Consider the following 26,099-nt stretch of genomic DNA (forward strand, 5'->3'; position numbering starts at 1 on the left):
CAGTGGCGGCACTCAGCTCGCCGGCTGCGCCTCGGGGAACTTCCATCGTCCGCTCAGGATCTGGCGGCTCGGCCGATAGAGGCGGACCAGATAGTTCCACCCCTTCATGATCGGCAGGCAATTGGCAACCTTGCCGTCGCAGCCGCCGAACTGGACGGCGACGGAGCCGTCGGGCTCCTTCTTCGCCGTGATGTTGTTGAGAGAATAGGCGTTGAGCGGATTCTTCTCATAGTAGCCGTCGGCGTTGTAGACGCTGACCGACCAGAACCCGTCGACGGGGACGTTCTTCACGTCGAGCTTGTAGACTGTCGTCCCATCGTTCTTGCTCGGCACGAAGTTGAGGTAGACGGCTTCCTTGTCGGGATTGCCGCCCCAGGCCGAGGCTGCGCCGAGCAGGAAGCGCACGGGGTCGACCTGGCTCCGGCTGCCGAACATGCGGTTCTTGTCGGGAAGCGTGTCGGCGAGCACGATCAGCGCGTCGCGCACCTTCTTCTGGCCGGCCTGGTCCCAATTGGGCACCTCGAACGTCCCCGCGCTCTTCTGCGTGACCTTGATGGCATCCTGCAGGGCATGCACCTGCTGGACGTCCTTGGCATCGTTGGGATCGACCAGGGTGCGGACGGCGGCGACGACATAGCGCGTCCCGATCCCTTTGCGCGTCAGCGTGTGCGTGCCGGCTCCGTAGAACACGCCGTGGGTATATTGATCCTCGTCGATGACCTGCATCGACAGGAAGCGCTTGCCGGGATCCGGCAGCGTGATGGTGACCGGTCCGGCATCCAGGTCGAACACGGCGGACGAATAGAGCGTGTCGCGGTTGAGGCGGATGACGGTCTGGTTGTCGATGGCCGCCACCTCACGACGATGGTTGAATTGGCCGAGGCCGCCGTCCTTGACGAGGCCGCCGAAGTAACGGTCGCTCTCGGCGCGGGCGAAGTTGTCGACGGTGACCGGCACCGGCTTCCCGGCCGCTGCGGCCGGCGGTGTCTGGGCGAGGGCCGGTGTGGCAAGCGTCAGCGAGGCGGCGATGGCCGCTGCGATGGACGATGGCTGCATGGTCGTGTCCTTTCACCGCGATTGACGGGGAGTGGTTACCGCGCCGGCGCCAGCGGCGGTGCCTTCCATTGGCCGCTCAGCGCTGCCGCCTTCGGCCAATAGAGCCGCATGACCGTGAAGAACGGCCCCTTGGGCGCCGGCAGCCAGTTGGCCTCCTTGTCCGGGCCCGGGGATTCGTTCTGTACGTAGAGCGTGATGCCGCCGTCGGCATCGCGCTTGAGGTCGGGCAGCATGCCGGAGTTGATGAGGTAGCGGTTGAGCGGGTTGGCGTAGAGCAGGCTCTGGGGCAGCTCGTACATGGTCAGCGACCAGAAGGCCCTGACCGGCGGCAGTTGACCGGGTGCGAAGCGCAGCGTGTAACGCTTCGCGCCGTCGAGCTTCTGCTTGTCCGCGTCGACGAAATAGGCCGGATAGAGTGCTTCGTCCTTGGCGTTGCCGTAGATGCCGAGCACGGCGCCACTCATGCGCTGGAGATAGTCGTTCTTGAGGAAGGCGCGCGTCCCGAAGGCGTCGGCGCTGGTCTTCTTGCCGGTGTCGAGCTGTGTCGTCTTGAGCTCGTCGAATGCGCGCCAGGCGTCGGCGATTCCGGCGGTAACGGCCGCCTTGAGCTCAGGCGACAGCGTGGCCGCATCGAAGGGCTTGCCGGCCCCGACGCCGATCGTGGCGAAGCGCGCCATCAGTGCCCGCTCGGACGGGTGCGTCGGGCAGAACTGCAGGATGAAATTCAGCAGCCCGAAGACCTCCGGCGAGCTGCGCTCCTGCTCCGGCGTCAGCGGCTTGGGGAAGTCGACGGCGGCGGGCGTCGGCGGCGCAGGCTGGCCGAGGTAGCGCGAGAGCGGCTCCACCTTGTAGCCGGCCTGGATGCGCTTGACGTTGTCGATGTCGCCGGGATTGAACAGCTGCGTGCGATAGAGCGCGAACACGAACTCGGTTTCGGAGCGGATGACGGCCTTGATGCCCTTCGGCTTGCGGCCCTTCCACGACGGCCCGGCGAGCAGGTAGGCGCCGGCGCCGTTGCCGGTGGCGCGGCTGCCGACGTAGGCGAAATCGAACGTGTACATGTCGATGAACTGGATCGAGTAGTACCGTCCCTTCTCGACCTCCGGCACCGTGAAGACGAGGGGCTCCGCCCGCAGGTCGGCGCCCACATAGGAGTAGGGCGTATCGGAATTCGGGGTCTGGATCGATTTGTCGTCCGGCGTGTAGACGCGGGCATTGTTGTAGATCTGGTTCCACGGCGCCTTGAACTCAGGCCCGCCGCGGTCGACGAAGTACGAATATTGAACCCGATAGCTGTCGACCAGCGGAAAGCCGTAGATATAGGCCTGCTTGGCGATCGCCTGCGCGTCCGTCGGCGATGGCTCGGCCCGGACGGACCCGGCGGGACCGAGGACGGCGAGGAGGAGCGTCAGCAGCGCAGTGGCGATCGGCTTAGGCATGGCGAGGCTCCTTCGGGCTCTGCCGAGCATCCGGCCGGCGGGGCCGGCCGGATGCTGCGGCCACGTCAGTGCCCGGACAGCGCCGGCACGGGCACGGACAGGGTGAGATAGGCCAGGGTGCCGGTGAAGCGGTTCTTGGCCTCGAACTCGCGCATGACCCTGAACTTGCTCGTCACGGGCAGATCGCCGAGCTTGAAGTTGTAGCCCAACTGGCCGCCGAGGGCGGCGACGCGGCCTTTGTTCGGTCCGAGCGCGTTGCCGGCCCCTGTGTCGTCGGTCAGCTGCTGGTAGTAGTAGCCGACCACCCCGAGCGAGATCTGCGGCGTGAAGAATTTCGTCGCCGATCCTTCCAGGTGGAATTCGGTGCCGGAGGTGTAGTCGGTCTGCCAGTTCTTCCAGTTGAAGGTGAAACCGGGCACCACGGACAGCTCATAGCCCGCGGCCTGATCCCAGTAGGTGAGGGCGCCCGAGATGTCGAAGGCCGGGCGGTTCAGCGACAGGTTGGAGAGCTGGCCCACCTGGTAGGTGCCCGACGGGATGTTGGCGGTGGCGGTGACGCTCCAGTGGAAGTTGCCGGCATGCCAGCCGACGAAGGTCGACGCCAGCACGTCGCCGAAGTTCGGGTCACCGTCGCGCAGCTTGCGGCCGATGGGCGAGCTGAGGCGGGGACCGTCGACGATGACGCCGGCGCTCACGTCCGGCCTGCCGAAGGCGCCGGTGATGGAGAAGCCCAGGTTGCCGCCCAGGACCTCCAACGGCGTCACCCAGATCGGCGTCACCGCATCGAGCCGGGTCTGCACCTTGACGCGAGCGGCGACGAGACCGCCCGTCTGGAACGAGCGGCCACCGCCCAGGTGGCCGTCGTACTGGTAATAGTCGTTCTCGAGGTAGACACCGGGGGCGGCACGAAGCCGGCCAGCTGCCCGCGAAAGCCCAGCAGGTAGATGCCGATGCCGCCCTCGGTCGCCTTGGCCGGCGGCGTGGACGCGGCCACGACGCCGAGCACCGTGAGCGCGGCGCAGGCACGGCGCCAGCTCCGTCGGCTCGTCGTGTTGCTGCGCCCCACGGCTTCGTCCCCCCGATCGCGAAGCGTTCCCGATGCAAGATCCCAAAGCATCTCTGTCCGACAGGATGAACCCATCCGATCAGGACATGCGCTGGCTCAGGACATGCTCCGGCCGCCGAGCGCCCAGGCAGCCCGCTCCGGCGCGCCGGTGCAAGCTGTAACGGTTACAGGATGCACTTGGATGCCACCATGGCAATAGGATTGCACGGCCCGCGGACATTGCGCCGAGGAACCCGCCATGACGAGCTCCGCTTACCGCCGTGGATTGAGTCGGCTGCTGCTCAAGGCGCCGGATTTGCGCCGACACATGATGGACGAGCCGCGCAGGACGCCCGAACTGCTCGCGCTGTGCGAGAGCTACGAGGAGGCCGCAGTGGCGCTCGACGGCTGGCGCCGCGCCGGCGGCTCCACCGCCGCGGATCTGGTCAGCGAGTACGAGCACCTCATGGTTGCGCTTGAAGCGGACATTCGCGAGGCGCTCGGCCTGCCGATCACAACCCGGTGAGGACGATTTCGGCGGCCGCCATTGTGCCGTTTGGGATGATCCGGCTGTCTTTCTGGCCTAAAGTGCCCCGCGGGGAGACGCCAATAGCGGGGAGTACAGCGGGGTGGCGGACGGCAGTTCCCGGCTCAGCGCCGCGCTGGAGCTGAATCGCGCCGATGCCGGCACCGTCCGGGACGCGCTGGCGCGGCTGCTCGACGATCCGGCGTTCCGCGCCTCGAAGCGCAACCGAGGCTTTCTCCACTTTATCGTCGAGGAGACGCTCGCCGGTCGAGCGTCCAGAATAAAGTCCTATACGATTGCTGTGGACGTGTTTGGCCGTCCGGCGGATTTCGACGCGACCACGGATCCCATCGTCCGCATCGAGGCGACGCGATTGCGGGCGGCGCTGGCGGCCTATTATGCCGGCCCTGGCGCCACCGAGCCCCTGCGTTTCGATATCCCGAAAGGCTCCTACGTCCCGTCGTTCCAGCCGCCCGATAGCTTGCCGCCGGCGGGCGCCGACGCGGAGCCGCCGTCGCCCCCGGTGGGCGCAGATCCGCGCCAGGCCGATGAGCCCGACGCCGACAGACCGCTCCCCGAGACCGTTCAAGGGGCTGCGCCGGCCGGTCCGAGGCGGAGTTGGCGCGGGTCCTTGCCTTGGCTCGGAGCCATCGGCACGCTCCTTGCCGTCTGCGCTGCGGCTCTCGCGTTCATGCGCGCCGGACCGGCTGCACGGCTCGCCCCGGCCATCCTGATCGAGCCCGTGGCCGCACCTGCCGCCGACGCCACCGCCACCGAGATCGCCGGCGGGCTTCGGCAGACGCTCGAGATGGCGCTGAGCCGCTTTGGCGGACTGCGCGTGTTCGCCGTGCCTGCCGACATGACGGTCGCGGCCGCCGCCGAGCGGATGGGCGCGGACGCGGGCAGCCGTGTGTCGCTCTACTCGGTGCAGTCGAACATCCGCCGCGACGGCGACCTGCTGCGCTTCTGGTGGCGCCTGGTGGATCTGCGCTCGGGCGAGACCGTCTGGGCGGCGACGGCCGACAGATCGTGGAGCAGTGGCGCGTCGATCCCGGTCGAGGACAGCCTGGCGCATGCGGTGGCGGCCCTCATCGGGCAACCGGCCGGGCCGGTGGCGCGCCGCGAGCTGGCGGCGAGCGCCGCGACCACTACGGGCTACGCCTGCGTGCTGCGGGCTCGCGCCTATGCGGCGGCGCCGGCCCCGGCGCCGCACGCGCAGATCAGGGATTGCCTGGAGGCCACCGTCGCGGCGACCCCGGACTACGGCGACGCGTGGGCCATGCTCGCCATCGTGTACCTCGACGAGCTTCGCAACCGCTTCAACGTCCGCACGGGCGGCAAGCCCGCCGACGAGCGGGCAGACGCAGCGGCCCGCCGCGCCGTCGCACTGGCCCCCGATTCCGAGCTCGCCCTCGCGTCACTGATGGAGGTCGCCTATCGGGCTGGCCGTTTCGACGAATCCGAGCGGGCCGGCCGGCGGGCGCTCGAGCTCAACCCCGACAACCCCGAGCTGCTGTCGGGCCTCGGCCTGCGCCTGTTCGCCCGCGGCCACTGGGACGAGGGCGTGGCGCTGGTGCGGCGCGCGGCCGAGCGGAGCCTGCGCCTGCCTGCGGTCGACCGCCTGACGTTCGCGCTGGACCACTATCGTCGCGACGAATTCGAAGAAGCCCTCAGACAGGTCAGGACCATCGATGCGCCGGGCTATCCGGGCGTGCCCCTGCTTCACGCCGCCACGCTCGGCAAGCTCGGCCGCCCGGAGGCGGCGCGACCGTTTCTCGACGCGCTGCTGCGCAGCCGGCCGAACTACGGCCGCGAGATGCGCAGCAGCTTGCGTGCGCGCCACATAACGGAGCCGATGATCGACATGATCGCCGACGGTTTGCGCAAGGCCGGCCTGGATGTGGAGTAGGCGCGCGCAAGTTTCGTAACCGTTACAAGGGTCGTTTCGCGCGCAGGCCATGCCATGGTGCGGGAAACCCGGCCCCGAAGGCCGGCGATCGGTTTGCCGACCCGCTCCCCTGGCCCGGCGATCGCTTTGCCGACGACGTTCCGTCGGACCCAGCAGCGCCCGTTGCGCCCCACCCCGTTGAGCCCCATGACGAGAACGGACATGCGCCCAACGGCCGATGGCAACCACCGCTCCCCTGCGACGGCGGCTAACGATTGCATCCTCGCCGCTGCGCGCGGGGGCGACGGCTACGCTCCGCATGCGCCCACGATCCGCATCACTCGCAAGGTCGTGAACGGCGGCGCGCTCCGATGCGCGCCAGATTATTGCGGCGGGTATCCGCTTGCCGCCCGGCACCCGCATCCAGTTGACACGTCGACGAGCCATACAGGCTCCCGTAGCGCCAAACGAGAAGAGGACCGTCCATGAGCAGCGATGACAGGAACCCCACGGGGCGCGAGCGGTCGCCTGGCCTCGATCGGCGCAATCTTCTCCTCGGCGGCACGGCGCTTGCGGCAACCGCCTTGTCCGCCGCTACCGCCGTAGCGCAGGCCCCGCAGCAGCAGCCGGCCCCGGCCACCGGTGCCGCCGCCGCCGGCAAGCCGAATATCCTGATCATCTTCGGCGACGATATCGGCCAGACCAATCTCAGTACCTATTCGTTCGGGCTGATGGGCTACCGCACGCCCAATATCGACCGCATCGCCAACGAGGGGCTCAAGTTCACCGACTATTATGCCGAGCAGAGCTGCACCGCCGGCCGCTCCACCTTCATCACCGGTCAGTCGCCTCTGCGCACCGGCCTGTCCAAGGTGGGCGTGCCCGGGGCCACGGCGGGGCTGCAGAAGGAAGATTGCACGATCGCCGAGATGCTGAAGCCGCTCGGCTACGCCACCGGCCAGTTCGGCAAGAACCATCTGGGTGACCGGGACGAATATTTGCCGACGAACCACGGCTTCGACGAGTTCTTCGGCAATCTCTACCACCTCAACGCCGAGGAAGAGCCGGAGCAGCGCACCTATCCGATCGATCCTGCATTCCGCAAGGCGTTCGGCCCGCGCGGCGTGATCAGGTCGAGCGCCGATGGCAAGATCGAGGATACCGGCCCGCTCACCAAGAAGCGCATGGAAACCATCGACGACGAGACCTCGGCGGCGGCGATGGACTTCATGGACCGGCAGGTGAAGGCGGCCAAGCCGTTCTTCTGCTGGTTCAACTCGACGCGCATGCACTTCCGCACCCATGTGCGCGAGGAGCACCGCGGCCCCAAGGGCCTGACCGCGCGCACCGAATATGCGGACGGCATGATCGAGCACGACGCGACGATCGGGCAGATCCTCAAGAAGCTCGACGACCTCGGCATCGCCGACAACACCATCGTGCTCTACACCACCGACAACGGGCCGCACCAGAACTCCTGGCCCGACGCCGGCACGACGCCGTTCCGCAGCGAGAAGAACACCAATTGGGAAGGCGCCTTCCGCGTGCCGGCCCTGGTGCGCTGGCCGGGCAAGATCAAGCCCGGCAGCGTGACGAACGAGATCTTCAGCGGGCTCGACTGGTTCCCGACGCTGATGGCCGCCGTCGGCGAGCCCGACATCAAGGACAAGCTGCTCAAGGGCTATTCCGCCGGCGGCAAGACCTTCAAGGTGCATCTCGACGGCTACAACCAGCTGCCGCTGCTGACCGGGGCCGGCGACAAGGGCGCCCGCAAGGAGTTCTTCTATTTCAGCGACGACGGCGACCTGCTTGGCCTGCGCTACGAGAACTGGAAGATCGTCTTCGCCGAGCAGCGGGTGGAAGGCACCATGCAGGTCTGGGCCGAGCCGTTCACCAAGCTGCGCCTGCCCAAGCTGTTCGACCTGCGCTCCGACCCCTACGAGCGGGCCGACATCACCTCCAACACCTACTACGACTGGTTCCTGTCGCAGCCCTACATCCTTTTCGCGGCCCAGACCGAGGTGCAGAAGTTCCTGAACACCTTCAGGGAATTCCCGCCTCGCCAGCGCGCGGCGAGCTTCACCGTCGACCAGATCATCGAGGCGATGCAGAAGAGCCTGTCAGCCAAGCAATGAAGCTGCGGTCTCGATAACCGGCATCGGCCCATGCCCGCCGGGGCATGGGCGTCGGAGGGAAGGAGAGAAGGCCCATGAGCGACAAGAGCAAGGATGCGCCTGCCCCGCCCGCTTCATCGCACGCGGTGAGCCGGCGGAACATATTGCTGGCCGGCACGGCCGTCGCCGCGGCCGGCCTCTCCGGCACCCGCGCCGTCGCCCAGGGGGAGCGCTCCCAGGCGCAGCCGGCCGCCGCCGGCAAGCCGAACATCCTGATGATCATGGGCGACGACATCGGCTGGTTCAATCCGAGCATCTACCACCGCGGCATCATGGGCTACCGCACGCCCAACATCGACCGCATCGGCAACGAAGGCGCCATGTTCACCGACTGGTACGGCGAGCAGAGCTGCACCGCCGGTCGCGCGGCCTTCATCACCGGGCAATCGCCGATCCGCTCGGGGCTGACCAAGGTCGGCCTGCCGGGCGCCGATCTCGGCCTGCAGAAGGAGGATCCGACGGTCGCGGAGCTCCTGAAGCCGCTCGGCTACATGTGCGGGCAGTTCGGCAAGAACCACCTCGGCGACAAGGACGAGTTCCTGCCCACGGCGCACGGCTTCGACGAGTTCTTCGGCAACCTCTATCACCTGAATGCCGAGGAGGAGCCGGAGAACCCCGACTATCCGAAGGATCCGGAATTCCGCAAACGCTTCGGCCCCCGCGGCGTCATCAAGTCGAGCGCCGACGGCAAGATCGAGGATACCGGGCCGCTCACCAAGAAGCGGATGGAGACCATCGACGACGAGACCTCGGCCGCCGCGATCGACTTCATCGACCGCCAGCACAAAGCGGGCAAGCCGTGGTTCTGCTACTTCAATTCCACGCGCATGCACGTCAACACGCACCTGAAGGCGGCATCCGACGGCAAGACCGGGCTCGGCATCTACCCGGACGGCATGGTGGAGCACGACGGCCACGTCGGCCTGCTGCTCAAGAAGCTCGAGGACCTCGGCGTGCTCGACAACACGATCGTCGTCTACACCACCGACAACGGCGCCGAGGTGATGACGTGGCCCGACGGTGGCATGACGCCGTTCCGTGGCGAGAAGGCCACCAACTGGGAGGGCGGCTACCGCGTGCCGATGCTGATCCGCTGGCCGGGCGTGATCAAGCCGAACACCATCTACAACGAGCCCTTCGCCCACTACGACCTGATCCCCACCTTCTGCGCCGCCGGCGGCAACCCGGACGTGGTGGCCCAGTGCCTGAAGGGCAGCCAGTTCGGAAGCAAGACCTACAAGGTGCACCTCGACGGCTACAATCTGATCCCCTTCTTCAAGGGCGAGGTGAAGGACGCGCCGCGCAAGGAGTTCATGTATTGGAACGACGACGGCGAGCTCGTCGCCGTCCGCTTCGAGAACTGGAAGACCGTGTTCAAGGCCCAGGAGCACGAGGGCATCGACATCTGGCGGCGAGAGTTCACCAGCTTCCGCGCGCCCAAACTCTTCAATCTGCGAGCGGATCCCTTCGAGCGCGGGGACTCGTCCATGGAATACGAGAAGTGGTTCTTCGACCGGGCGTTCGTCGTCGTGCCCATGCAGGCGCTCGTCGGCAAATGGCTTGCCAGCTTCAAGGATTTCCCGATCCGCCAGAAACCGGCGAGCTTCAACCTCGACGAGGTCATGAACAAGCTCAGCCCGAAGAATTAGCGGCTGTCTCGACATCGTGCCGAACGCCATGATTTCAGAAAACTAGCCCGACGCAGTCCTGCCTTGACCGATGCCATCGGCGCGTGGAGGGCTCGGGAATAAAAGGAGATCCATAGATGACGGCCTTGCGGACAATGATCTTCGCGATCGCGGCGAGCGTGCTGCTGTCGGCCCCCTCGCTCGCGCAAAATGCCGGGCTCGGGCGGCCGACGGGGTCCGTGCGCATCGAGCAGGTGCAGGTCGCCTTCATCGGCTCGGGCAGCGTCGGCGGCGGCACGCTGATGTTCCGCGGCCGATCCTACCCGATCACAGTCGGCGGGCTCGGGGTCGGCGGCATCGGCGCCTCGCGCCTGGAGGCCACCGGCACGGTCTACGGCCTCAGGCGCCTGGGCGATTTCGCCGGCGCCTACGTGCAGGTCCGCGAAGGCTGGGCGCTGGGCGATCAGGGCCGCGGCCGGCTCTGGCTCAGGAACGGCAAGGGCGTCGCCTTGCGCCTCGTCGCACGCCGGCAGGGGCTGCAGCTGTCGCTGGGGGCGGACGGGGTGCTGATCGGCTTCAAGTAGGCCGCGGGGCCGGGCCGGTCAGATGCGGATGATTATGCCGTCGAGCGCGCTAACATACATCGATGTGCCGCCGTTCGAGTGGCCGAAGGAGGAGCATCATGCGGGCTGTCGGGGCCATGCGCCCACGAATCTGGCTTCAACCTGTCCTCCTCACGCTGATCCTGCTCCTCGCGCCCTCACTCTCGGCCTTCGCCCAGACCGACCCGCTGCCCTCATGGAATGAAGGCCGGACGAAGGCGTCCATCATGGACTTCGTCCGGCGTGTGACGACGCCCGGCTCGGCCGACTTCGTGCCGGTGGAGGAGCGCATCGCCACCTTCGACAATGACGGCACGCTGTGGGCCGAGCAGCCCATGTACTTCCAGATCATCTTTGCGGAGGACCGGCTCAAGGCGATCGCCAGTGCCAATCCGGCACTGGCGGAGATCCAGCCCTACAAGGCGGTGCTGTCGAACGACCGGGCGGCGTTGGCGGCCCTGGGCGAAAAGGGCTTCCTTGAGATCCTGGCGCTGACGCACACCGGCCTGACCGTCGCCGACTTCGAGGCGTTGGTGAAGGACTGGCTGAAGACGGCCCGGCATCCGCGCTTCGACCGGCCCTATACCGATCTCGTCTATCAGCCCATGCAGGAGCTCCTGGCGTATCTGCGGGCCAACGGCTTCAAGACCTTCATCGTTTCGGGCGGCGGCATCGAGTTCATGCGGCCGTGGGCGCCCAAGGCCTACGGCATCCCGCCCGAGCAGATCGTCGGCTCCAGCGGCAAGACCGAGTTCAAGCTCGACGGCGACAAGCCCGAGATCCTCAAGCTGCCGGAGATCGAGTTCGTCGACGATGGGCCGGGCAAGCCCGTCGGCATCAACCGCTTCATCGGTCGCCGGCCGGTGTTCGCCGCCGGCAACTCCGACGGCGACCTGGAGATGCTGCAATGGACGACGCTCAACACCGGCCCGCGCTTTGCGCTCATCGTCCACCACACCGACGCGGAGCGGGAGTGGGCCTATGACCGCAATTCGCCGGTCGGCCGCCTCGCCAAGGCGCTCGACCAGGCGCCCGAGCGGGGCTGGCTCGTGGTCGACATGAAGAGCGACTGGAAGGTCGTCTTCCCCTTCCAGAAGTAGCCCGGCACAGCCGGGCAGTCGTCTTCATTCGATACATGAAACGGGAGGAGTGACGTTCATGAGTTCGGACACGAAGGCCACTGCGGCCAACACAGTCGACAGACGCAACCTCTTGCTCGGTGGGACGGCGCTTGCCGCCGCCGTGTCGGGTGGCCCGGTGCTGGCCCAGACGACACAGCCTCAGCCGCAAGCCCGGCAACCAGGATCATCGGCGGCCGCTGGCCGCACACCGAATGTCCTCGTGATCTTCGGCGATGATATCGGCGTCTCCCAGATCAGCGCCTACACCATGGGCATGATGGGCTATCGCACGCCGAACATCGATCGCATCGCGTCCGAAGGGGCGATCTTCACCGATTCCTACGGCCAGCAGAGCTGCACCGCCGGCCGCGCCTCCTTCCTGCTCGGCCAGGAGCCCTTCCGCACCGGCCTGCTCACCATCGGCATGCCCGGCGATCCCCACGGCATCCAGGACTGGATGCCCACGATTGCCGACGTGATGAAGACAAAGGGCTACTCGACCGGCCAGTTCGGCAAGAACCACCTGGGCGACCAGGACCAGCACCTGCCGACCAACCACGGCTTCGACGAGTTCTTCGGCAACCTCTACCATCTCAACGCCGAGGAGGAGCCGGAGGGCTATTTCTACCCGAAGGATCCGGAGTTCCGGAAAAAGTACGGCCCGCGCGGGGTGATCCATTCGCACGCCGACGGGCGTATCGAGGATACCGGGCCGCTCAACAAGAAGCGCATGGAGACCATCGACGAGGAGTTCCTGGCGGCGGCGAAGGACTTCATCGATCGCCAGCACAAGGCCGACAAGCCGTTCTTCGTCTGGTTCAACTCCACCCGCATGCACGTCTTCACGCATCTCAAGCCAGAGAGCCAGGGCAAGACCGGCAAGGGGCTCGAGGCGGACGGCATGGTGGAGCACGACGGGCATGTCGGCCAGCTGTTGAAGCAGCTCGACGACCTCGGCATCGCCGACAACACCATCGTCCTCTACACGACCGACAACGGCGCGGAGCTCGCGCTCTGGCCGGACGGGGCCATGACGCCGTTTCACGGCGAGAAGGGCACGACCTGGGAAGGCGGCATGCGCATTCCCATGATGGTGCGTTGGCCGGGGGTGGTGAAGCCGGGCATCCAGATCAACGAGATCGTCACGCTCATGGACTGGATGCCGACCTTCGCCACGGCCGCAGGCATTCCCGACTTGAAGGAGAAGATGAAGGCGGGCTTCCCGGCCGGCTCGAAGACCTTCAAGGTCCATCTCGACGGCTACGACTTGACCCAGCTTCTGAAGGGTGAAGCGAAGGCGCCGCCGCGCGACGTCATGTATTATTTCGACCAGGGCGGCAATTTGAACGCCATTCGCTGGAACGATTGGAAGCTGAGCTTCGCGACCGCCAGCGAAGGCAACATCGCGACCGCGATCCGTGAATCGCCGAGCTGGGCCCTGATTGCGAATCTGAGGATGGACCCCTACGAGCGCGGCATGAAGGAGGGCGGCGGCGCGATCGAGTTTCTGGCGCGCAACATGTGGCTCCTGGTTCCCATCCAGGGGAAGATCAAGGAATTCTTCGCCGACTTCGACCAGTACCCCTACCAGGAGGGCAGCTCGCTCAACGCGGGCGGGATCAACTACGGCCTGTTGCGCCAGCAGGCGGCGCTCAAGCGCCTCAACGAGCTGGAGCGGCTGACTCCTGCGCGGTGAGCCGCGTCTGACGTGTCTCGAAGGGGACGGCATGAGGGCCGCCCCTTTCCTCGCCTGGACCGGGGACGACGGAGCTGGCGCCCATCTGGTCCGCAAGAAGGGCACCCTGTCCCCGGGCTGTCGCCCCGACGCTCGATCCCAACGACGAGGAGACGCCGGTCACATGTCGTCCATCGATCAGATCGCCGCCATCCAGGCCCGCGTCAACGCCTCCATCATCGGCCAGGAGCAGGTCGTCGAGCGGCTGATCATCGCGCTCCTCGCCGACGGCAACGTGCTGCTCGAGGGCCTGCCCGGCCTCGCCAAGACGCGGGCGATCAAGAGCCTGTCGAAGGCGCTGGAATCGGAGTTCAGCCGCATCCAGTTCACGCCGGACCTGCTGCCGTCGGACGTGACCGGCGGCGAGATCTACCGCTCGGACGGCGACGGCGCCGGCAGCTTCGAATTCCGCAAGGGCCCGATCTTCGGCAACCTGGTGCTCGCCGACGAGATCAACCGGGCGCCGGCCAAGGTGCAGTCCGCCCTGCTGGAGGCCATGGAGGAGCGGCAGGTGACAGTGGCGGGCAAGCGCTACGGGCTGCCCCAGCTGTTCATGGTGCTGGCGACGCAGAACCCCATCGAGCAGGAGGGCACCTATCCGCTGCCCGAGGCGCAGATGGACCGTTTCCTCATGCACGTGCGCATCGGCTATCCGACCGATGCCGACGAGATCAAGGTGATGCAGCTGGTGCGGGCCGAGAAGGCGGAAGCCGAGGCGCCGGGCCACGCGGCGTCCGAGCCGGCCAAGGTCGCCCAGCAGGTGATCTTCGATGCGCGGCGCGAGATCGACGCCGTGACCAGCGCGCCCGCGGTCGAGAGCTACATCGTGGCGCTCGTCGCGGCGAGCCGGCGTCCGGCCGAGTTCGGCGACAAGCTCGGCAAATGGATCGCCATCGGCGCGAGCCCCCGCGGCACGCTGGCGCTCGATCGCTGCGCGCGGGCCTATGCCTGGCTCAACAAGCGAGCTTACGTGGTGCCCGAGGACGTGCAGGCCGTGGCCCACGATTGCCTCCGCCACCGGGTGTCGCTGAGCTACGAGGCGAGCGCCGAGGGCATCCATGCGGACGATGTCATCGACGAGATCGTCAAGCAGGTGGCAGTGGCGGTGTAGCGGCCAGGGAGGGTGCAGTGGCACGCGCCTACGTCACGCTGGATGAGCTGACCCGACTGCGCCACCGCGCCAAGGGCTTCAGCTTCCTGCCGCGCCAGCCCGTCCACAGCCTGCTCAACGGCCGCCACGCCTCGCGCCTGCGCGGCCGCGGGCTCGAGTTCGAGGAGCTCAGGCATTACGTCGAGGGCGACGATACCCGCGCCATCGATTGGCCGGCGACGGCGCGCCTGGGAGCGCCCTATATCCGCGTCTTCACCGAGGAGCGCGACCGGCCGGTGCTGCTCGTCGTCGATCAGCGGCTCTCCATGTTCTTCGGCAGCCGGCTTGCCACCAAATCGGTCGCCGCGGCGGAGGCGGCGGCGCTGTCGGCCTGGCGCGTCACCTCGCTGGGCGACCGGGTCGGCGCCATCGTCTTCTCCGAGAACGGCATCGACGAGATCCGGCCACTGGCGCGCGAAGGCGCCGTGCTGCGCATCCTCGACACCGTCGTGCGCCACAACGGCAAGCTCAACGCGGGCGATCCTCGCCCGGCCGATCCGGCGTTGCTGAACGAGGCGCTGCACCGGGCCGTGCGGCTCGCCAGCCACGACTGGCTGGTCTGCCTGATCACCGACACCCTGGGCGCCGACGGCGAGACGGTGCAACTGGTGACCCGGCTCACCGCGCACAACGACGTGCTCACCGTGTTCGTGTTCGATCCCCTGGAGACGGAGCTGCCGGCGATCGGCGAGACGGCGATGGCCGAGGGTGAGCAGCAGATCGAGGTGGACACCTCGCCGGGCCGCCTCCGCTCGGCCTTCGCCGCGGATTTTCGCGACCGCCGCGCCGCCATCGAGCGCTTCTCGCGGGATCGGGCCATCCCGGTGCTGCCGATCGCCACCGATCAGCCGGTGCTCGACCAGCTGCGCGAGCTGCTCGGCCGCCGCGTCGCCGCGCGGCGGTCCGGGGCCGCGGGGGCGCGGTCATGAGCGCCGATCCGGCCGACCTCTCCCAGCTGCACGACATCGCCCTGCCGCCCCCGGCCGCCTATTGGCCGCCGGCGCCCGGCTGGTGGATCCTGGCGGCGGCCCTGGGGATCGCGCTGCTCATCGTCCTGGCCGCGGCCGTCGCGCGCTACCGCCGCAACGCCTACCGGCGGCAGGCGCTGCGCGAGCTCGATGCCATCGGGCCGGTGGCGACAGCCGAGGCGGCGCAGCGCCTCTCGGCCGTGCTGAAGCGGGCAGCCCTCGTGGCCTATCCGCGCGAGACGGTGGCCTCGCTCACCGGCACCGCCTGGCTCGCCTTCCTGGACCGCACCGGCGCCACCGAAGCCTTCATGCGCGGGCCCGGGCGGGAGATCGCCGCCGCGCTCGGCGGCGCGGTGCCGTCCGACGGCGTGGCGCTCGTGCGCGAGGCACGGCGCTGGATCACGTGCCATGGCGCGGCGAGGCCGGCCTGATGCTGACCTTCGCCTATCCGCTCGCCGCCCTGCTGCTGCCGCTGCCGCTCCTGGTTCACTACCTCGTGCCCGCCTACGCGCGGCGCCGGGCGGCGGTGCGGGTGCCGTTCCTGGCGAAGATCGCCCGGCTCACCGGTGCGACACCGCAGGCTGGCGCCGTCGTGCGTCCGCGCGGCCTGGTGCGCCTGGTCGCCCTGACCCTGTGCTGGGGCCTGGCGCTGCTGGCGCTGGCGCGGCCGCAGTGGATCGAGCCGCCGATTCACCACGACAAGCCGGCGCGCGACATGCTGCTGCTCGTCGACCTGTCCGGCTCCATGGACACCAAGGATTTCACCGACCCGTCGGGGGCGCGGATCGACCGCCTCGCGGCGGTCAAGCAGGTGCTCGACGACTTCCTGTCCCGTCGCCAGGGCGACCGCGTCGGCGTGGTGGTCTTCGGCGATGCGCCCTTCCTGCTGGTGCCATTCACGGCCGACCTCGGCCTCGCCCGCCGCCTGCTCCAGGAGATGCAGGTGGGCATGGCCGGCCCGCGCACGGCGCTCGGCGATGCCATCGGCCTCGGCGTCAACCTGTTCGCGGCCTCCACCGTGCCGGCCAAGACCATCATTGCGCTGACCGACGGCAACGACACGGCGAGCGCCGTGCCACCGGCGGAGGCGGCGCTGGTCGCCAAGGACAGCGGCATCGTCATCCACACCGTCGCCATCGGGGATCCGACGGCGGTCGGCGAGGACAAGCTCGACGAGCAAGCGCTGCGCGACGTCGCGGCGCTGACCGGAGGCGGCTTCTACCGCGCCCTCGACCGCAGCCAGTTGGACGACATCTATCGCCGCCTCGACGCGGCCGAGCCGCGCAGGATCGACACGGTATCGTTCTCGCCGCGCACGGAGCTCTATTGGTGGCCGCTGGCGGCGCTGGCGCTGCTGTCGATGCTGATCCAGGCGCTCGGGGCCCTGCGCCGCCGGCGCCATCGCGCCACGGAGCCCGCCTCCGCATGAGCGAGATGCTGGCCCATCTGCATCTGCTGCGCCCCTGGTGGCTCGTGCTGCTGGTACCGGCGCTCGCGCTGTGGTGGCATGAACGGCAGGCGAGCGACCCTACGACGGCCTGGGCCAAGGTGATGGACGCCGACCTCCTGGCGCTGCTGCGCAGCGGCGGCGAGCACCGCTCCTGGTTTGCGCCAGTCGACGTGCTGCTGGCCGGCTGGACCCTCGGCATCGTCGCCGTCGCCGGTCCGACCTGGCGCGAGCTGCCGCAGCCGTTCGCGCCGCCGTCGCCGCCGGTGATGATCGTGCTCAAGGTGGGGCCGTCGATGCTGACGCGGGATCTGGCGCCGACCCGGCTCGATCGTGCCCGGCAGAAGCTCGCCGACCTGCTGGCCGAGCGCCCGGGTGCCGCGACCGGGCTCGTCGCCTACGGCGGCTCGGCCCACCTGGTGCTGCCGCCGACGCCGGACAAGGACGTGGTGATCGCCATGGCCGGAGCCTTGTCGCCGGAGATCATGCCGGTCAGCGGCGATGCGCTCGCCAAGGCCGTCGCCCTGGCCCGCGACGTGCTGCGGCAAGGCCAGCAGGGCGGGGCGCTGCTCATCGTCACCGACACGGTGGCGCCGGACCAGGTCGACGGCCTGGCCGCTGCGGAGGCCGGCGTGCCCGCGGTGCTGTTCGCGATGGCGCCGCCGGCGATCGCCGACGGTGACGCGGCGCTCGCCGAGGCGGCGCGAGGCCTCTCGGCGCGTATCGTCGGCACCACCCCGGACGGGGCCGACGTGGCGGCCCTGGCGTGGCGCCTCGAGGCCGCCCCGCAAGCGTCCGCCGAGGGCGAGGCCGCGCGCTGGCAGGAGGCCGGCTATTGGCTGACCCCCGTCATCGCCCTCGTCGTGCTCGGCTGGTTCCGCCGCGGCTGGGTCCTGGGGTGAGCGCGCCATGATCGCACATGTGAGATCGCTCGCCTCCAGGCACCCGCTGGCAGTGGTGGGCGCGCTGACTGTCGCGGCGCTGGTGCTGGGCGCCTGGCACCTGGGCTGGCGGGACCTCTGGGCGAGCCCGGACCAGCGCGGCCGCTGGCTGTTCGAGCGCCAGCGCTACGACGAGGCCGCGGCGGCGTTCCGCGATCCGCTGTGGCGGGGCGTGGCCTTGCTGCGGGCCGGCGATTTCAAGCAGGCGGCCGAGGTGCTGGGCGGCCTAGATACGGCGCTCGCCGCCTACGACCAGGGCAATGCGCTGGTGATGCTGGGCCAGTACGAACAGGCGGTGGCCCGCTACGACCGCGCGCTGGAGCTGCGGCCGGGGTGGGCCGACGCGTCAGCCAACCGGATTCTCGCCCAGACGCGGGCCGAGCGGCTCAAAGCGCCGGGCGCCGATGCCGGCGATCAGGAGGAGGGCGCCGATCAGATCGTCTACGACAAGGACAAGAAGAACCAGGGCGGCCAGGACACCGACACCGCGGGCCAGACCATGAGCGATGCAGAGGTGCGGGCGCTGTGGCTCAAGCGGGTGCAGACGCGGCCGGCGGACTTCCTGCGAGCCCGCTTCGCCTACCAGCTGCAGGCGCCTCCGGCGGCCGGAGGCGGGCCATGAGGGCGCTGTGGCTCTGTCTTCTGGCGTTGGGGCTGGTGCTGCCTGCCCAGGCGCAGCCCACCGCCGATGCGTCGGCACAGCCGCCCATCGTGGTGCGCACCTCGGTCAGTCCGGCGCAGGGCGCCGTCGTGGGGCAGCGCATCGCGCTTTACGTCGACGTGCTGTTTCGCGGCGACATGCCGAGGCCGCCGCGGGTCAGCGTGCCGGAGCTGCCGGGCACCCAGATCATCCGCTTCGAGTCGCAGGCGACGACGATCAACGACACCGTCGCGGGCGCCTCCTACGTGGGGCAACGCTTCGAGTTCGCCATCTACGCGCGCCGTGGCGGCGTCTTCGCGGTGCCGCCGGCGATCGTCACCGTGCTCGACCGCGTCGGCGACGAGACGTCGACCGTGCGCGGCGAGCCGGTTACCGTCGCGGTGACCGTGCCCCCCGGCGTCGACGTGTCGGCGCCGGTGATCGCCTCGACCCGCGTCGACCTGGCGCAAAGCTGGGCGCCCGAGCCGGGCGGCGCTTTCAAGGCGGGTGGCGCGATCGTCCGCACCATCACGCGCACGGCAGACGACGTGCCGGGTCTCGCCATGCGCGACCTGAGGTTCATCGCGCCGCCCGGCGTGCGGGTCTACGTGGACACGCCGGTCAGCCAGGACAGCGTCGCCCGCGGCGCGGTCACCGGCCGGCGCACCGACCGGGTCACCTACGTGTTCGAGCGGGAGGGCCACTACGCGCTGCCAGAGGTCGTGCAGCCCTGGTGGGATCTCGGCGCGCGGGGGCTGCGCCAGGCCGACGGCACGGGCGTGACGGTCACGGTGGCGGCGGCGCCGGCCGGCGGCAACCCGGCGCGCCGGGGCGGATGGTCGTGGCCGCTCTTGGCGGCACTGGCCGTTGGGCTCGCCGCCGTCGTGGCGCTGCTGCTCTGGACGCTGCCGCGGCTGCGGGCCCGGCAGGCGCGGCGCCGGCAGCGATGGGAGCAATCGGAGGCCAAGGCCTTCCGCGACTTCGCCGAGGCCTGCCGCGGCGGCGGCCCGGAGGCGATCTACCGGGCCCTTGCGGCTTGGCGCGCGCGCCTGCCGGCCGAGGCGGCCGGGCGGCTTGCGCCGCTGGCTGCACCGCTGGAGCAGGCCCTGTTCGGTGCGGAGCGCGGCGCCTGGTCGGCCGCACAAGCCAAGCGGCTGGCCGACGGCGCGGCGCGAGCCCGCGCGGCGCTGTGGGCACCCGACCGCGACCGGGCGCCGGCGCTACCGCCGCTCAATCCGGGCGCGCCCGTCCGTCCCGGATAGGCGCTACAGCAGGCCGCGCACGGCGCGGGCGATCGGCAGCTCCTCGTTGGCGGGGATGACCAGCACGTCCACGGCCGAGCCGTCGCGGCTGATGCGCTGCGCGTTGTGTTTGTTGCGCTCGCCGTCGAAGTCGATGCCGGCCCAGGCGAGCGCCGAGGCGATGGCGGCGCGGATGCCCGGCGCGTGCTCGCCGATACCGGCCGTGAAGACGAGCACGTCGAGGCCGCCCAGCGCCGCCATCAGCGAGCCGGCCTCGCGCACCGCGCGGTAGGCGAACAGCTCGAGCGCCTCTTCCGCGCGGGGATCGCCGCTCTCGGTCAGCAGCCGCACGTCGTCGCTCAGCTCGGACATGCCGAGCAGGCCGGACTTCTTGTTGAGCAGCTCGGCGACCGCTGCGGGGGCCATGCCGCGCTCCTGGATGAGATGCAGCACCAGGCCCGGGTCGACGGCGCCGCTGCGCGTGCCCATCATCAGCCCATCGAGCGCCGTGAAGCCCATGGTCGTGGCGACGCTGCGCCGCTCGCGCATGGCGCAGAGGCTGGCGCCGTTGCCGAGGTGCGCGACGATGATCCGGCCCTCGCTACGGCGCCCGATGACGTCCGGCAGCGTCTCGGCGATATGCTGATAGGACAGGCCGTGGAAGCCGTAGCGTAGAATTCCTTCGTCGGCAAATGATCGTGGCAGCGGCATCAATTGCGCCAGGCGCGGCTGGGTGCGGTGAAAGGCAGTGTCGAAGCAGGCCACCTGCGGCAGGCCGGGCCAGGCCTGCGCGACCGCGCGCAGCGCGGCCAGGTTATGGGGCTGGTGCGCCGGCGCCAGCGGCGTGAGCGCCGCCAGCTCGACCATGATCTCGTCGTTGACGAGCACCGGGGCGGCAAAGCGCGCCCCGCCGTGCACCACCCGGTGCCCGGCCGCCCGCAGGGTGAGCGCCGGCTCCTCGTGAATCCGTTTCAGGATCCAGGCGATCGCGGCATTGTGGTCCGCGTGATGGGAGAGCGAGCGCGGCGCGCCGAAGATCGCAGCCTCCGGGCCGCTGACGTCGAGGCTGGTCTCGCCGCCGATGCCGCGCACGTTGCCGCGGGCCAGCGGCTCGAGCGTATCGGCGTCGTACAGCGCGAACTTCATGCTCGATGAGCCGGCGTTGAGAACCAGGATGGCGTTGCTCACGTCAGATGCTCCGGTCGCGCAGGGCGCAGGGGATCAACTTGGCAGTTCGCTGTTTCGTTTCGTCGGGGCGGCTGTTTGCCCGTCTCACTATTCAACAATGCGAGCCGGCCCGTTATGCTCCCGACGCGCCTCGCCCGGGCCGGCGGCCATCGCCGGACCGAGGGGAGGCGCCCCCGCGTCCGATGTCGCGGGCAACGCGCAGATCGCATGAACGGACGCACGAGCCGCTGATCGAGGTCAATACGTGAAGGTGCCGTTTGTATAGGCCTTCCGACGACGCGCGACGGCCGCCCGCGGCGAACGGCGCGCGCCCTTCATCGGCTCGTCGTGCCTTGCCGTCAGATTCGCTCTGCTGCGCAGCCGCTGTCCGGCATGGAGCCCGACGTGACAGAACATCCGATACGACAGATAAGGAGAACGCTCGATGAGTGACCGCGTCAATGCGAACCCTGTCGATCAGAGCGGTGCGGCGAGCCGGGTGGACGACGACTTCGCCCAGCTGGACGCCTATTGGCGGGCAGCCAACTATCTCTCCGTCGGCCAGATCTACCTACTCGCCAACCCGTTGCTGCGCGAGCCGCTCGGGCCCGAGCACGTCAAGCCGCGTCTGCTCGGCCACTGGGGCACGACACCCGGGCTCAACTTCATCTATGCCCACCTGAACCGGGTGATTCGCGCCCGCGATCTCGACGTGATCTACATCTGCGGGCCCGGCCACGGCGGCCCCGGCATGGTGGCCAACGCCTATCTGGAGGGCACCTACACCGAGGTCTATCCCACCGTAACCGAAGACGTGGACGGCTTGCAGCGCCTGTTCCGCCAGTTCTCCTTCCCCGGCGGCATTCCGAGCCACGCGGCGCCGGAGACCCCCGGCTCCATCCACGAGGGCGGCGAGCTCGGCTATTCGCTGGCGCACGCCTTCGGCGCGGCCTTCGACAACCCGGACCTGGTGGTGGCCTGCGTGGTCGGCGACGGCGAGGCCGAGACCGGGCCGCTGGCGGCGTCCTGGCACTCCAACACCTTCCTCAACCCGGTCCATGACGGCGTGGTACTGCCGATCCTGCACCTCAACGGCTACAAGATCGCCAACCCGACGGTGCTCGGCCGCATGAGCGACGAGGACCTGATCCATCTGTTCACGGGCTACGGCTACGAGCCGCTGATCGTCTCGGGCTCCGATCCCGGCCCGATGCACCGGCAGATGGCCGCCACCCTCGATCAGGCGCTCGACCGCATCCACGCCATCCAGCAGCGGGCGCGCAGCGATGCCGGCTCCGGCGCGACCACCGCGCCGCGCTGGCCGATGATCATCCTGCGCAGCCCCAAGGGCTGGACCGGTCCCAAGGAGGTCGATGGCAAGCGCGTCGAGGGCTTCTGGCGCTCGCACCAGGTGCCGATCGACAAGGCCAAGGAGGATCCGGCGCACCGGGCGTTGCTGGAGGCCTGGATGCGCAGCTACAAGCCCGAGGCGCTGTTCGACGAGCACGGACGCCTGCGGGCCGAGCTCAGGGCGCAGGCGCCCGACGGCACGCGGCGCATGAGCGCCAACCCGCACGCCAACGGCGGCCTCAAGCGGCGCAAGCTCAACCTGCCGTCGATCGACGGTTACGCGGTGACGCTCGAGCGGCCGGGTAGCGGCAGCGTCGAGGCCACTCGCGTCATGGGCGCCTATCTGCGCGACGTCATGCGCCTGAGCGCCGACACGCGGAACTTCCGCGTGTTCGGGCCGGACGAGACGGCCTCCAACCGCCTCGACGCGGTGTTCGAGGTGACGGACCGGGTGTGGATGGAGGAGATCGAGCCCTACGACGTCCACCTCTCCCGCGACGGGCGGGTGGTCGAGATCCTCTCCGAGCATCTCTGCCAGGGCTGGCTCGAAGGCTATCTGCTCACCGGCCGGCACGGCCTGTTCTCGTGCTACGAGGCCTTCGTGCACATCGTCGACGCGATGTTCAACCAGCACGCCAAATGGCTGAAGATCTCCCGCGACCTGCCGTGGCGGGCGCCGATCGCCTCGCTCAACTACCTGCTGACCTCGCACGTCTGGCGTCAGGACCACAACGGCTTCACCCACCAGGATCCGGGCTTCATCGACCACGTCGTCAACAAGAAGGCGGACATCGTGCGGGTCTATCTGCCGCCGGATGCCAACACGCTGCTCTGGGTCACCGAGCACTGCCTCAACACCTACGACCGCATCAACGTCATCGTCGCCGGCAAGCAGCCGGCCCCGCAGTGGCTCACCATGGCGGAGGCCAAGCGCCACTGTGAGGCGGGCCTGGGGATCTGGGGCTTTGCCAGCAACGACGACGATGGCCAAGAGCCCGACGTGGTGCTCGCCTGCGCCGGCGACGTGCCGACGCTCGAGACGGTGGCCGCCGCCGACCTGCTACGCCAGCAACTGCCCTCCTTGCGGGTGCGCGTGGTCAACGTCGTCGACCTGATGACCTTGCAGTCCAAGGACGACCACCCGCACGGGCTGACCGATGCGGAGTTCGACGGCATCTTCACCACCGACAAGCCGGTCATCTTCGCCTACCACGGCTACCCGCACCTGATTCACCGGCTGACCTACTCGCGCACCAACCACGCCAATTTCCACGTGCACGGCTACCTGGAGGAGGGGACGACCACGACGCCGTTCGACATGGTGGTGCTCAACCGGCTCGACCGCTTCCACCTCGCCATCGCCGCGATCGAGCGGGTGGCTGGCGTCAATGCCGCGGCCGGCCACGTCAAGCAGCGCTTCCGCGACAAGCTGATCGAGCACCGGGCCTACGTGTGCGAGCATGGCGAGGACATGCCCGAGATCCGCAACTGGGGCGGCTGGACCTAGGCGCTTTGCGATTGGGTGGGTCCATCCAGTGGCGAAATGCGCTGGCGGTTGCCCCCCGCCGCTGCGCGGAGAAGGAACAGGCGCAGCGGCAACGGATTGATCCTCCCCCGCATAGCGGGGGAGGGGGACCATGCGCAGCATGGCGGAGGGGGCGACCGCCCCTCCCATAACGGCGCTGTGGGATGTCCGGGCTCGTCCGCCTGGGGAGGGCAGCACGTCCGAGCGACGGCTGCGGGTCAAGCCCGGCCATGACGCAGGCGAAGGGCCGGGCCCCTCACGCGTAAGCCGGGCGGTACGCCATCTCCCGGATGTGAGCGGCCACGTCGGCGGGCCGCGGCACGCGGGCCAGGCCCTTGTCGAAGATGTGCGTGGCGATGCGCTCGGCCACGTGCAGCGAGGCATCGAAGATGGCGCTCTGCGGCGGATAGATCAGGCCGGTCGCCAGGTTCTCGTCGGTCACCTGTTCGGCCACCGCCTTGGCGGCGGTGATGAACATCTCCTCGGTCACCCGCGTCGCCTCGGTGGCGTAGACCGCCATGCCCATGGCCGGGAAGATGTAGACGTTGTTGCCCTGCCCGGGCACGAAGGTCTTGCCGCCCAGGTCCACCGGCGGGAACGGGCTGCCGCTGGCGAAGATGGCGCGGCCCTGCGACCAGCGGTAGGCCTCCTCGGCCGTGCATTCCGACCGTGACGTCGGGTTGGAATAGGGGAAGATGATCGGCCGCTCGTTGATCGCGGCCATGGCCTCGATGACCTGCTGATTGAACAGCTTGGGCACCGTGCTGACGCCGATGATGCCCGTCGGCCTGAGCGCCTTCACCGCGTCGACGAAGCTCGTCAGCGGCGCATGGTCGATGGCGAACGGCTTCTGGAAATCGGCCAGGTCGGTGCGCGCGGTGACCATCAGGCCGTTGATGTCGAACAGCTGGTTGCGAGCCCGCGCTTGATCGAGCGGCAGCCCGTCGAGCGCCATGGCCTGGCTGATCAGCTCGGCGATTCCCGTCGCGGCGGAGCCGCCGCCCAGGAACAGGAAGCGCTGGTCCGTCAGCTTGCCGCCGGACAGGCGCAGCGCGCCGAAGATGCCGGCCAGCGCCACCGCCGCCGTGCCCTGGATGTCGTCATTGTAGGTGCAGGTGCGGTCGCGGAAGCGCTCCAGGATCGGCACCGCGTTGATGTTGGCAAAGTCTTCCCACTGGATGCAGCACTTGGGATAGAGCGCCTCGACCGCGGCCACGAACTCGTCGATGAAGGCGAGGTAGTCGGCGCCGCGCACGCGCTCCTGGCGCAGGCCCAGGTAGAGCGGATCGTCCAGCCGTTCCTGGTTGTTGGTGCCGACGTCGAGCGTGATGGGCAGGCAGTATTGCGGCGGCACGCCGGCGCAGGCGGTGTAGAGCGCCAGCTTGCCGATGGGGATGCCCATGCCGCCGACCCCCTGGTCGCCCAGGCCCAGGATGCGCTCGCCGTCGGTGACGACGATGAAGCGCACGTCGCGCTGCGGCCAGTTGCCGAGGAGCTCTTTGAGCCGGCCGCGGGCGGTGATCGGCAGGTAGAGGCCGCGCGTGGCCCGGAAGATGTGGTCGAACTTCTGGCAGGCCTCCCCCACCGTCGGCGTGTAGACCAGCGGCATGAAGGTGGCCGGGTCGCTCATCACCACCGCGAAGAACAGCGTCTCGTTGCGGCCCTGCAGGTCCGACAGCAGCAGGTATTTCTGCAAGTCGTTGTCGAGCGCCGCGAGCTCCGCGTGGGTGCGGGCCACCTGCAGCTCCAGCGTGCTGACGCCCGGCGGCAGCAGCCCCTCCAGGCCGTGGGTGCGGCGCTCGGCCTCGGTGAAGGCCGAGCCCTTGTTGGTGCGAGGATCGCGCAGCAAGCCGTAGCCGGCCAGCGCCGTTTGCCCAGCCATGTCGTCCCTCCTCTTCCCCGGTGCGGATTGGACAGCAATCCCGCCAGCTTGCAAGGCCTGCCCGCCGTGAAATATGGCGCGACGTGGTGTTCGGCGCGTGACACGAGCGAGGGCTGGGCCATAGGGTAAAGGGATGTGTCCGCACCCGCCCGGCTCGTCGCCGGCCTCGCGTGCGGGCGCTCGGTTACCCGGCCCTGCCGATGTCGAACGCGAAGACGAGGGCATCGGGGGCTAACGAGGAGGTGGGGATGCCTGCGTTCAGCCAATTCATCGTCTGGATCATCGTCGGCCTCCTGGGGGGCAGCCTCGCCGGCCTGGTGACGACGCGCGAGCGCCGGGGCTTCGGCATGCTCCGCAACCTGGGCCTCGGCCTGGCCGGCGCGCTCATCGGCGGCCTCCTGTTCCGTCTCCTCGGGCTGTTCCAGGGGCTCGACAGGATCTCGATCTCATTGCGCGACGTGGTCGCCGCCCTCGTCGGCTCGCTGATCGTGCTCGTCGCGCTGTGGTTCTGGCGCCGCGGACGTACGACCTGAGCGGCGGCGCGGTCGTTGGTGATGGGCGTGGGCGTCCCGTG

The 26,099-nt window shown here is 69.1% G+C and carries 21 protein-coding genes; 16 read left to right on the top strand and 5 right to left on the bottom strand.

Features of this window, described 5'->3' with window-relative positions:
- Positions 1–12: 12 nt before the first annotated feature.
- From ACZ5PO_RS13740 to ACZ5PO_RS13750, 3 genes are all read right to left on the bottom strand, one after another.
- Positions 13–1,056, bottom strand: a complete 1,044-nt coding sequence (locus ACZ5PO_RS13740; protein WP_464194302.1) for a DUF1254 domain-containing protein — start codon at positions 1,054–1,056, stop codon at positions 13–15.
- A gap of 35 nt (positions 1,057–1,091) precedes the next feature.
- Complete coding sequence (locus ACZ5PO_RS13745) at positions 1,092–2,495, bottom strand: DUF1254 domain-containing protein (RefSeq protein WP_464194304.1); 1,404 nt, start codon at positions 2,493–2,495, stop codon at positions 1,092–1,094.
- A 65-nt stretch (positions 2,496–2,560) separates the two neighbouring features.
- Positions 2,561–3,295, bottom strand: coding sequence for a SphA family protein (locus tag ACZ5PO_RS13750; protein ID WP_464194306.1), 735 nt, complete (start codon positions 3,293–3,295; stop codon positions 2,561–2,563).
- Between the two features lie 504 nt (positions 3,296–3,799).
- On the opposite strand from ACZ5PO_RS13750, the gene ACZ5PO_RS13755 reads away from it, so the two are divergent.
- The 14 genes from ACZ5PO_RS13755 to ACZ5PO_RS13820 all read left to right on the top strand — a co-directional run bounded on the left by ACZ5PO_RS13755 (position 3,800) and on the right by ACZ5PO_RS13820 (position 19,622).
- The gene (locus ACZ5PO_RS13755; protein WP_464194308.1) at positions 3,800–4,066 is read left to right on the top strand and encodes a hypothetical protein; all 267 of its coding nucleotides are present in this window, start codon (positions 3,800–3,802) and stop codon (positions 4,064–4,066) included.
- A gap of 103 nt (positions 4,067–4,169) precedes the next feature.
- On the top strand, positions 4,170–5,975 hold the full coding sequence (locus ACZ5PO_RS13760) for a hypothetical protein (RefSeq protein ID WP_464194310.1): 1,806 nt from the start codon (positions 4,170–4,172) through the stop codon (positions 5,973–5,975).
- A 464-nt stretch (positions 5,976–6,439) separates the two neighbouring features.
- Positions 6,440–8,089: an arylsulfatase gene (locus tag ACZ5PO_RS13765; RefSeq protein ID WP_464194312.1), complete on the top strand. Its 1,650-nt coding sequence runs from the start codon at positions 6,440–6,442 to the stop codon at positions 8,087–8,089.
- Positions 8,090–8,163: 74 nt separating this feature from the next.
- Positions 8,164–9,777 (top strand): arylsulfatase, encoded by a 1,614-nt coding sequence (locus ACZ5PO_RS13770; protein WP_464194314.1) that lies wholly within the window; start codon positions 8,164–8,166, stop codon positions 9,775–9,777.
- Positions 9,778–9,893: 116 nt separating this feature from the next.
- The gene (locus ACZ5PO_RS13775) at positions 9,894–10,340 is read left to right on the top strand and encodes a hypothetical protein (RefSeq protein WP_464194316.1); all 447 of its coding nucleotides are present in this window, start codon (positions 9,894–9,896) and stop codon (positions 10,338–10,340) included.
- Positions 10,341–10,438: 98 nt separating this feature from the next.
- Positions 10,439–11,458: an HAD family hydrolase gene (locus tag ACZ5PO_RS13780; RefSeq protein ID WP_464194318.1), complete on the top strand. Its 1,020-nt coding sequence runs from the start codon at positions 10,439–10,441 to the stop codon at positions 11,456–11,458.
- A gap of 58 nt (positions 11,459–11,516) precedes the next feature.
- Positions 11,517–13,175 carry an arylsulfatase gene (locus tag ACZ5PO_RS13785; RefSeq protein ID WP_464194320.1) on the top strand — a complete coding sequence of 553 codons (1,659 nt, stop codon included), beginning with the start codon at positions 11,517–11,519 and terminating at the stop codon, positions 13,173–13,175.
- 163 nt (positions 13,176–13,338) lie between these two features.
- Positions 13,339–14,325 (top strand): AAA family ATPase, encoded by a 987-nt coding sequence (locus ACZ5PO_RS13790; RefSeq protein WP_464194322.1) that lies wholly within the window; start codon positions 13,339–13,341, stop codon positions 14,323–14,325.
- Between the two features lie 17 nt (positions 14,326–14,342).
- The gene (locus tag ACZ5PO_RS13795; RefSeq protein ID WP_464194324.1) at positions 14,343–15,293 is read left to right on the top strand and encodes a DUF58 domain-containing protein; all 951 of its coding nucleotides are present in this window, start codon (positions 14,343–14,345) and stop codon (positions 15,291–15,293) included.
- Complete coding sequence (locus ACZ5PO_RS13800) at positions 15,290–15,763, top strand: DUF4381 domain-containing protein (protein WP_464194326.1); 474 nt, start codon at positions 15,290–15,292, stop codon at positions 15,761–15,763. The genes ACZ5PO_RS13795 and ACZ5PO_RS13800 overlap by 4 nt, the downstream gene beginning before the upstream one ends.
- On the top strand, positions 15,763–16,761 hold the full coding sequence (locus tag ACZ5PO_RS13805; RefSeq protein ID WP_464194328.1) for a VWA domain-containing protein: 999 nt from the start codon (positions 15,763–15,765) through the stop codon (positions 16,759–16,761). Before ACZ5PO_RS13800 ends, ACZ5PO_RS13805 begins: the two co-directional genes overlap by 1 nt.
- Positions 16,758–17,681, top strand: a complete 924-nt coding sequence (locus tag ACZ5PO_RS13810) for a VWA domain-containing protein (RefSeq protein WP_464194330.1) — start codon at positions 16,758–16,760, stop codon at positions 17,679–17,681. The genes ACZ5PO_RS13805 and ACZ5PO_RS13810 overlap by 4 nt, the downstream gene beginning before the upstream one ends.
- Positions 17,682–17,688: 7 nt before the next feature.
- Positions 17,689–18,342, top strand: coding sequence for a tetratricopeptide repeat protein (locus ACZ5PO_RS13815; protein ID WP_464194332.1), 654 nt, complete (start codon positions 17,689–17,691; stop codon positions 18,340–18,342).
- The gene (locus ACZ5PO_RS13820; RefSeq protein WP_464194334.1) at positions 18,339–19,622 is read left to right on the top strand and encodes a DNA-binding protein; all 1,284 of its coding nucleotides are present in this window, start codon (positions 18,339–18,341) and stop codon (positions 19,620–19,622) included. Before ACZ5PO_RS13815 ends, ACZ5PO_RS13820 begins: the two co-directional genes overlap by 4 nt.
- A gap of 3 nt (positions 19,623–19,625) precedes the next feature.
- Here ACZ5PO_RS13820 and ACZ5PO_RS13825 read toward each other — a convergent pair whose 3' ends face one another.
- On the bottom strand, positions 19,626–20,789 hold the full coding sequence (locus ACZ5PO_RS13825; RefSeq protein ID WP_464194336.1) for an acetate/propionate family kinase: 1,164 nt from the start codon (positions 20,787–20,789) through the stop codon (positions 19,626–19,628).
- 424 nt (positions 20,790–21,213) lie between these two features.
- Between ACZ5PO_RS13825 and ACZ5PO_RS13830 the strand changes: the two genes are divergently transcribed.
- Positions 21,214–23,625, top strand: a complete 2,412-nt coding sequence (locus ACZ5PO_RS13830) for a phosphoketolase family protein (RefSeq protein ID WP_464194338.1) — start codon at positions 21,214–21,216, stop codon at positions 23,623–23,625.
- A 274-nt stretch (positions 23,626–23,899) separates the two neighbouring features.
- Here ACZ5PO_RS13830 and ACZ5PO_RS13835 read toward each other — a convergent pair whose 3' ends face one another.
- A complete protein-coding gene (locus ACZ5PO_RS13835; protein WP_464194340.1) occupies positions 23,900–25,525 on the bottom strand; it encodes an NAD-dependent malic enzyme in 1,626 nt (541 codons plus the stop codon).
- Positions 25,526–25,773: 248 nt separating this feature from the next.
- On the opposite strand from ACZ5PO_RS13835, the gene ACZ5PO_RS13840 reads away from it, so the two are divergent.
- Positions 25,774–26,058 carry a GlsB/YeaQ/YmgE family stress response membrane protein gene (locus ACZ5PO_RS13840; protein WP_464194342.1) on the top strand — a complete coding sequence of 95 codons (285 nt, stop codon included), beginning with the start codon at positions 25,774–25,776 and terminating at the stop codon, positions 26,056–26,058.
- Positions 26,059–26,099 lie beyond the last annotated feature (41 nt).

The sequence above is a fragment of the Chelatococcus sp. KU-N122 genome (assembly GCF_055391085.1).

Coding starts and splice junctions, on each gene's coding strand:
- ACZ5PO_RS13740 (WP_464194302.1), bottom strand. CDS start 1,056: ATGCAGCCATCGTCCATCGCAGCGGCCATCGCCGCCTCGCTGACGCTT.
- ACZ5PO_RS13745 (WP_464194304.1), bottom strand. CDS start 2,495: ATGCCTAAGCCGATCGCCACTGCGCTGCTGACGCTCCTCCTCGCCGTC.
- ACZ5PO_RS13755 (WP_464194308.1), top strand. CDS start 3,800: ATGACGAGCTCCGCTTACCGCCGTGGATTGAGTCGGCTGCTGCTCAAG.
- ACZ5PO_RS13765 (WP_464194312.1), top strand. CDS start 6,440: ATGAGCAGCGATGACAGGAACCCCACGGGGCGCGAGCGGTCGCCTGGC.
- ACZ5PO_RS13770 (WP_464194314.1), top strand. CDS start 8,164: ATGAGCGACAAGAGCAAGGATGCGCCTGCCCCGCCCGCTTCATCGCAC.
- ACZ5PO_RS13775 (WP_464194316.1), top strand. CDS start 9,894: ATGACGGCCTTGCGGACAATGATCTTCGCGATCGCGGCGAGCGTGCTG.
- ACZ5PO_RS13780 (WP_464194318.1), top strand. CDS start 10,439: ATGCGGGCTGTCGGGGCCATGCGCCCACGAATCTGGCTTCAACCTGTC.
- ACZ5PO_RS13785 (WP_464194320.1), top strand. CDS start 11,517: ATGAGTTCGGACACGAAGGCCACTGCGGCCAACACAGTCGACAGACGC.
- ACZ5PO_RS13790 (WP_464194322.1), top strand. CDS start 13,339: ATGTCGTCCATCGATCAGATCGCCGCCATCCAGGCCCGCGTCAACGCC.
- ACZ5PO_RS13800 (WP_464194326.1), top strand. CDS start 15,290: ATGAGCGCCGATCCGGCCGACCTCTCCCAGCTGCACGACATCGCCCTG.
- ACZ5PO_RS13805 (WP_464194328.1), top strand. CDS start 15,763: ATGCTGACCTTCGCCTATCCGCTCGCCGCCCTGCTGCTGCCGCTGCCG.
- ACZ5PO_RS13810 (WP_464194330.1), top strand. CDS start 16,758: ATGAGCGAGATGCTGGCCCATCTGCATCTGCTGCGCCCCTGGTGGCTC.
- ACZ5PO_RS13815 (WP_464194332.1), top strand. CDS start 17,689: ATGATCGCACATGTGAGATCGCTCGCCTCCAGGCACCCGCTGGCAGTG.
- ACZ5PO_RS13820 (WP_464194334.1), top strand. CDS start 18,339: ATGAGGGCGCTGTGGCTCTGTCTTCTGGCGTTGGGGCTGGTGCTGCCT.
- ACZ5PO_RS13830 (WP_464194338.1), top strand. CDS start 21,214: ATGAGTGACCGCGTCAATGCGAACCCTGTCGATCAGAGCGGTGCGGCG.
- ACZ5PO_RS13835 (WP_464194340.1), bottom strand. CDS start 25,525: ATGGCTGGGCAAACGGCGCTGGCCGGCTACGGCTTGCTGCGCGATCCT.
- ACZ5PO_RS13840 (WP_464194342.1), top strand. CDS start 25,774: ATGCCTGCGTTCAGCCAATTCATCGTCTGGATCATCGTCGGCCTCCTG.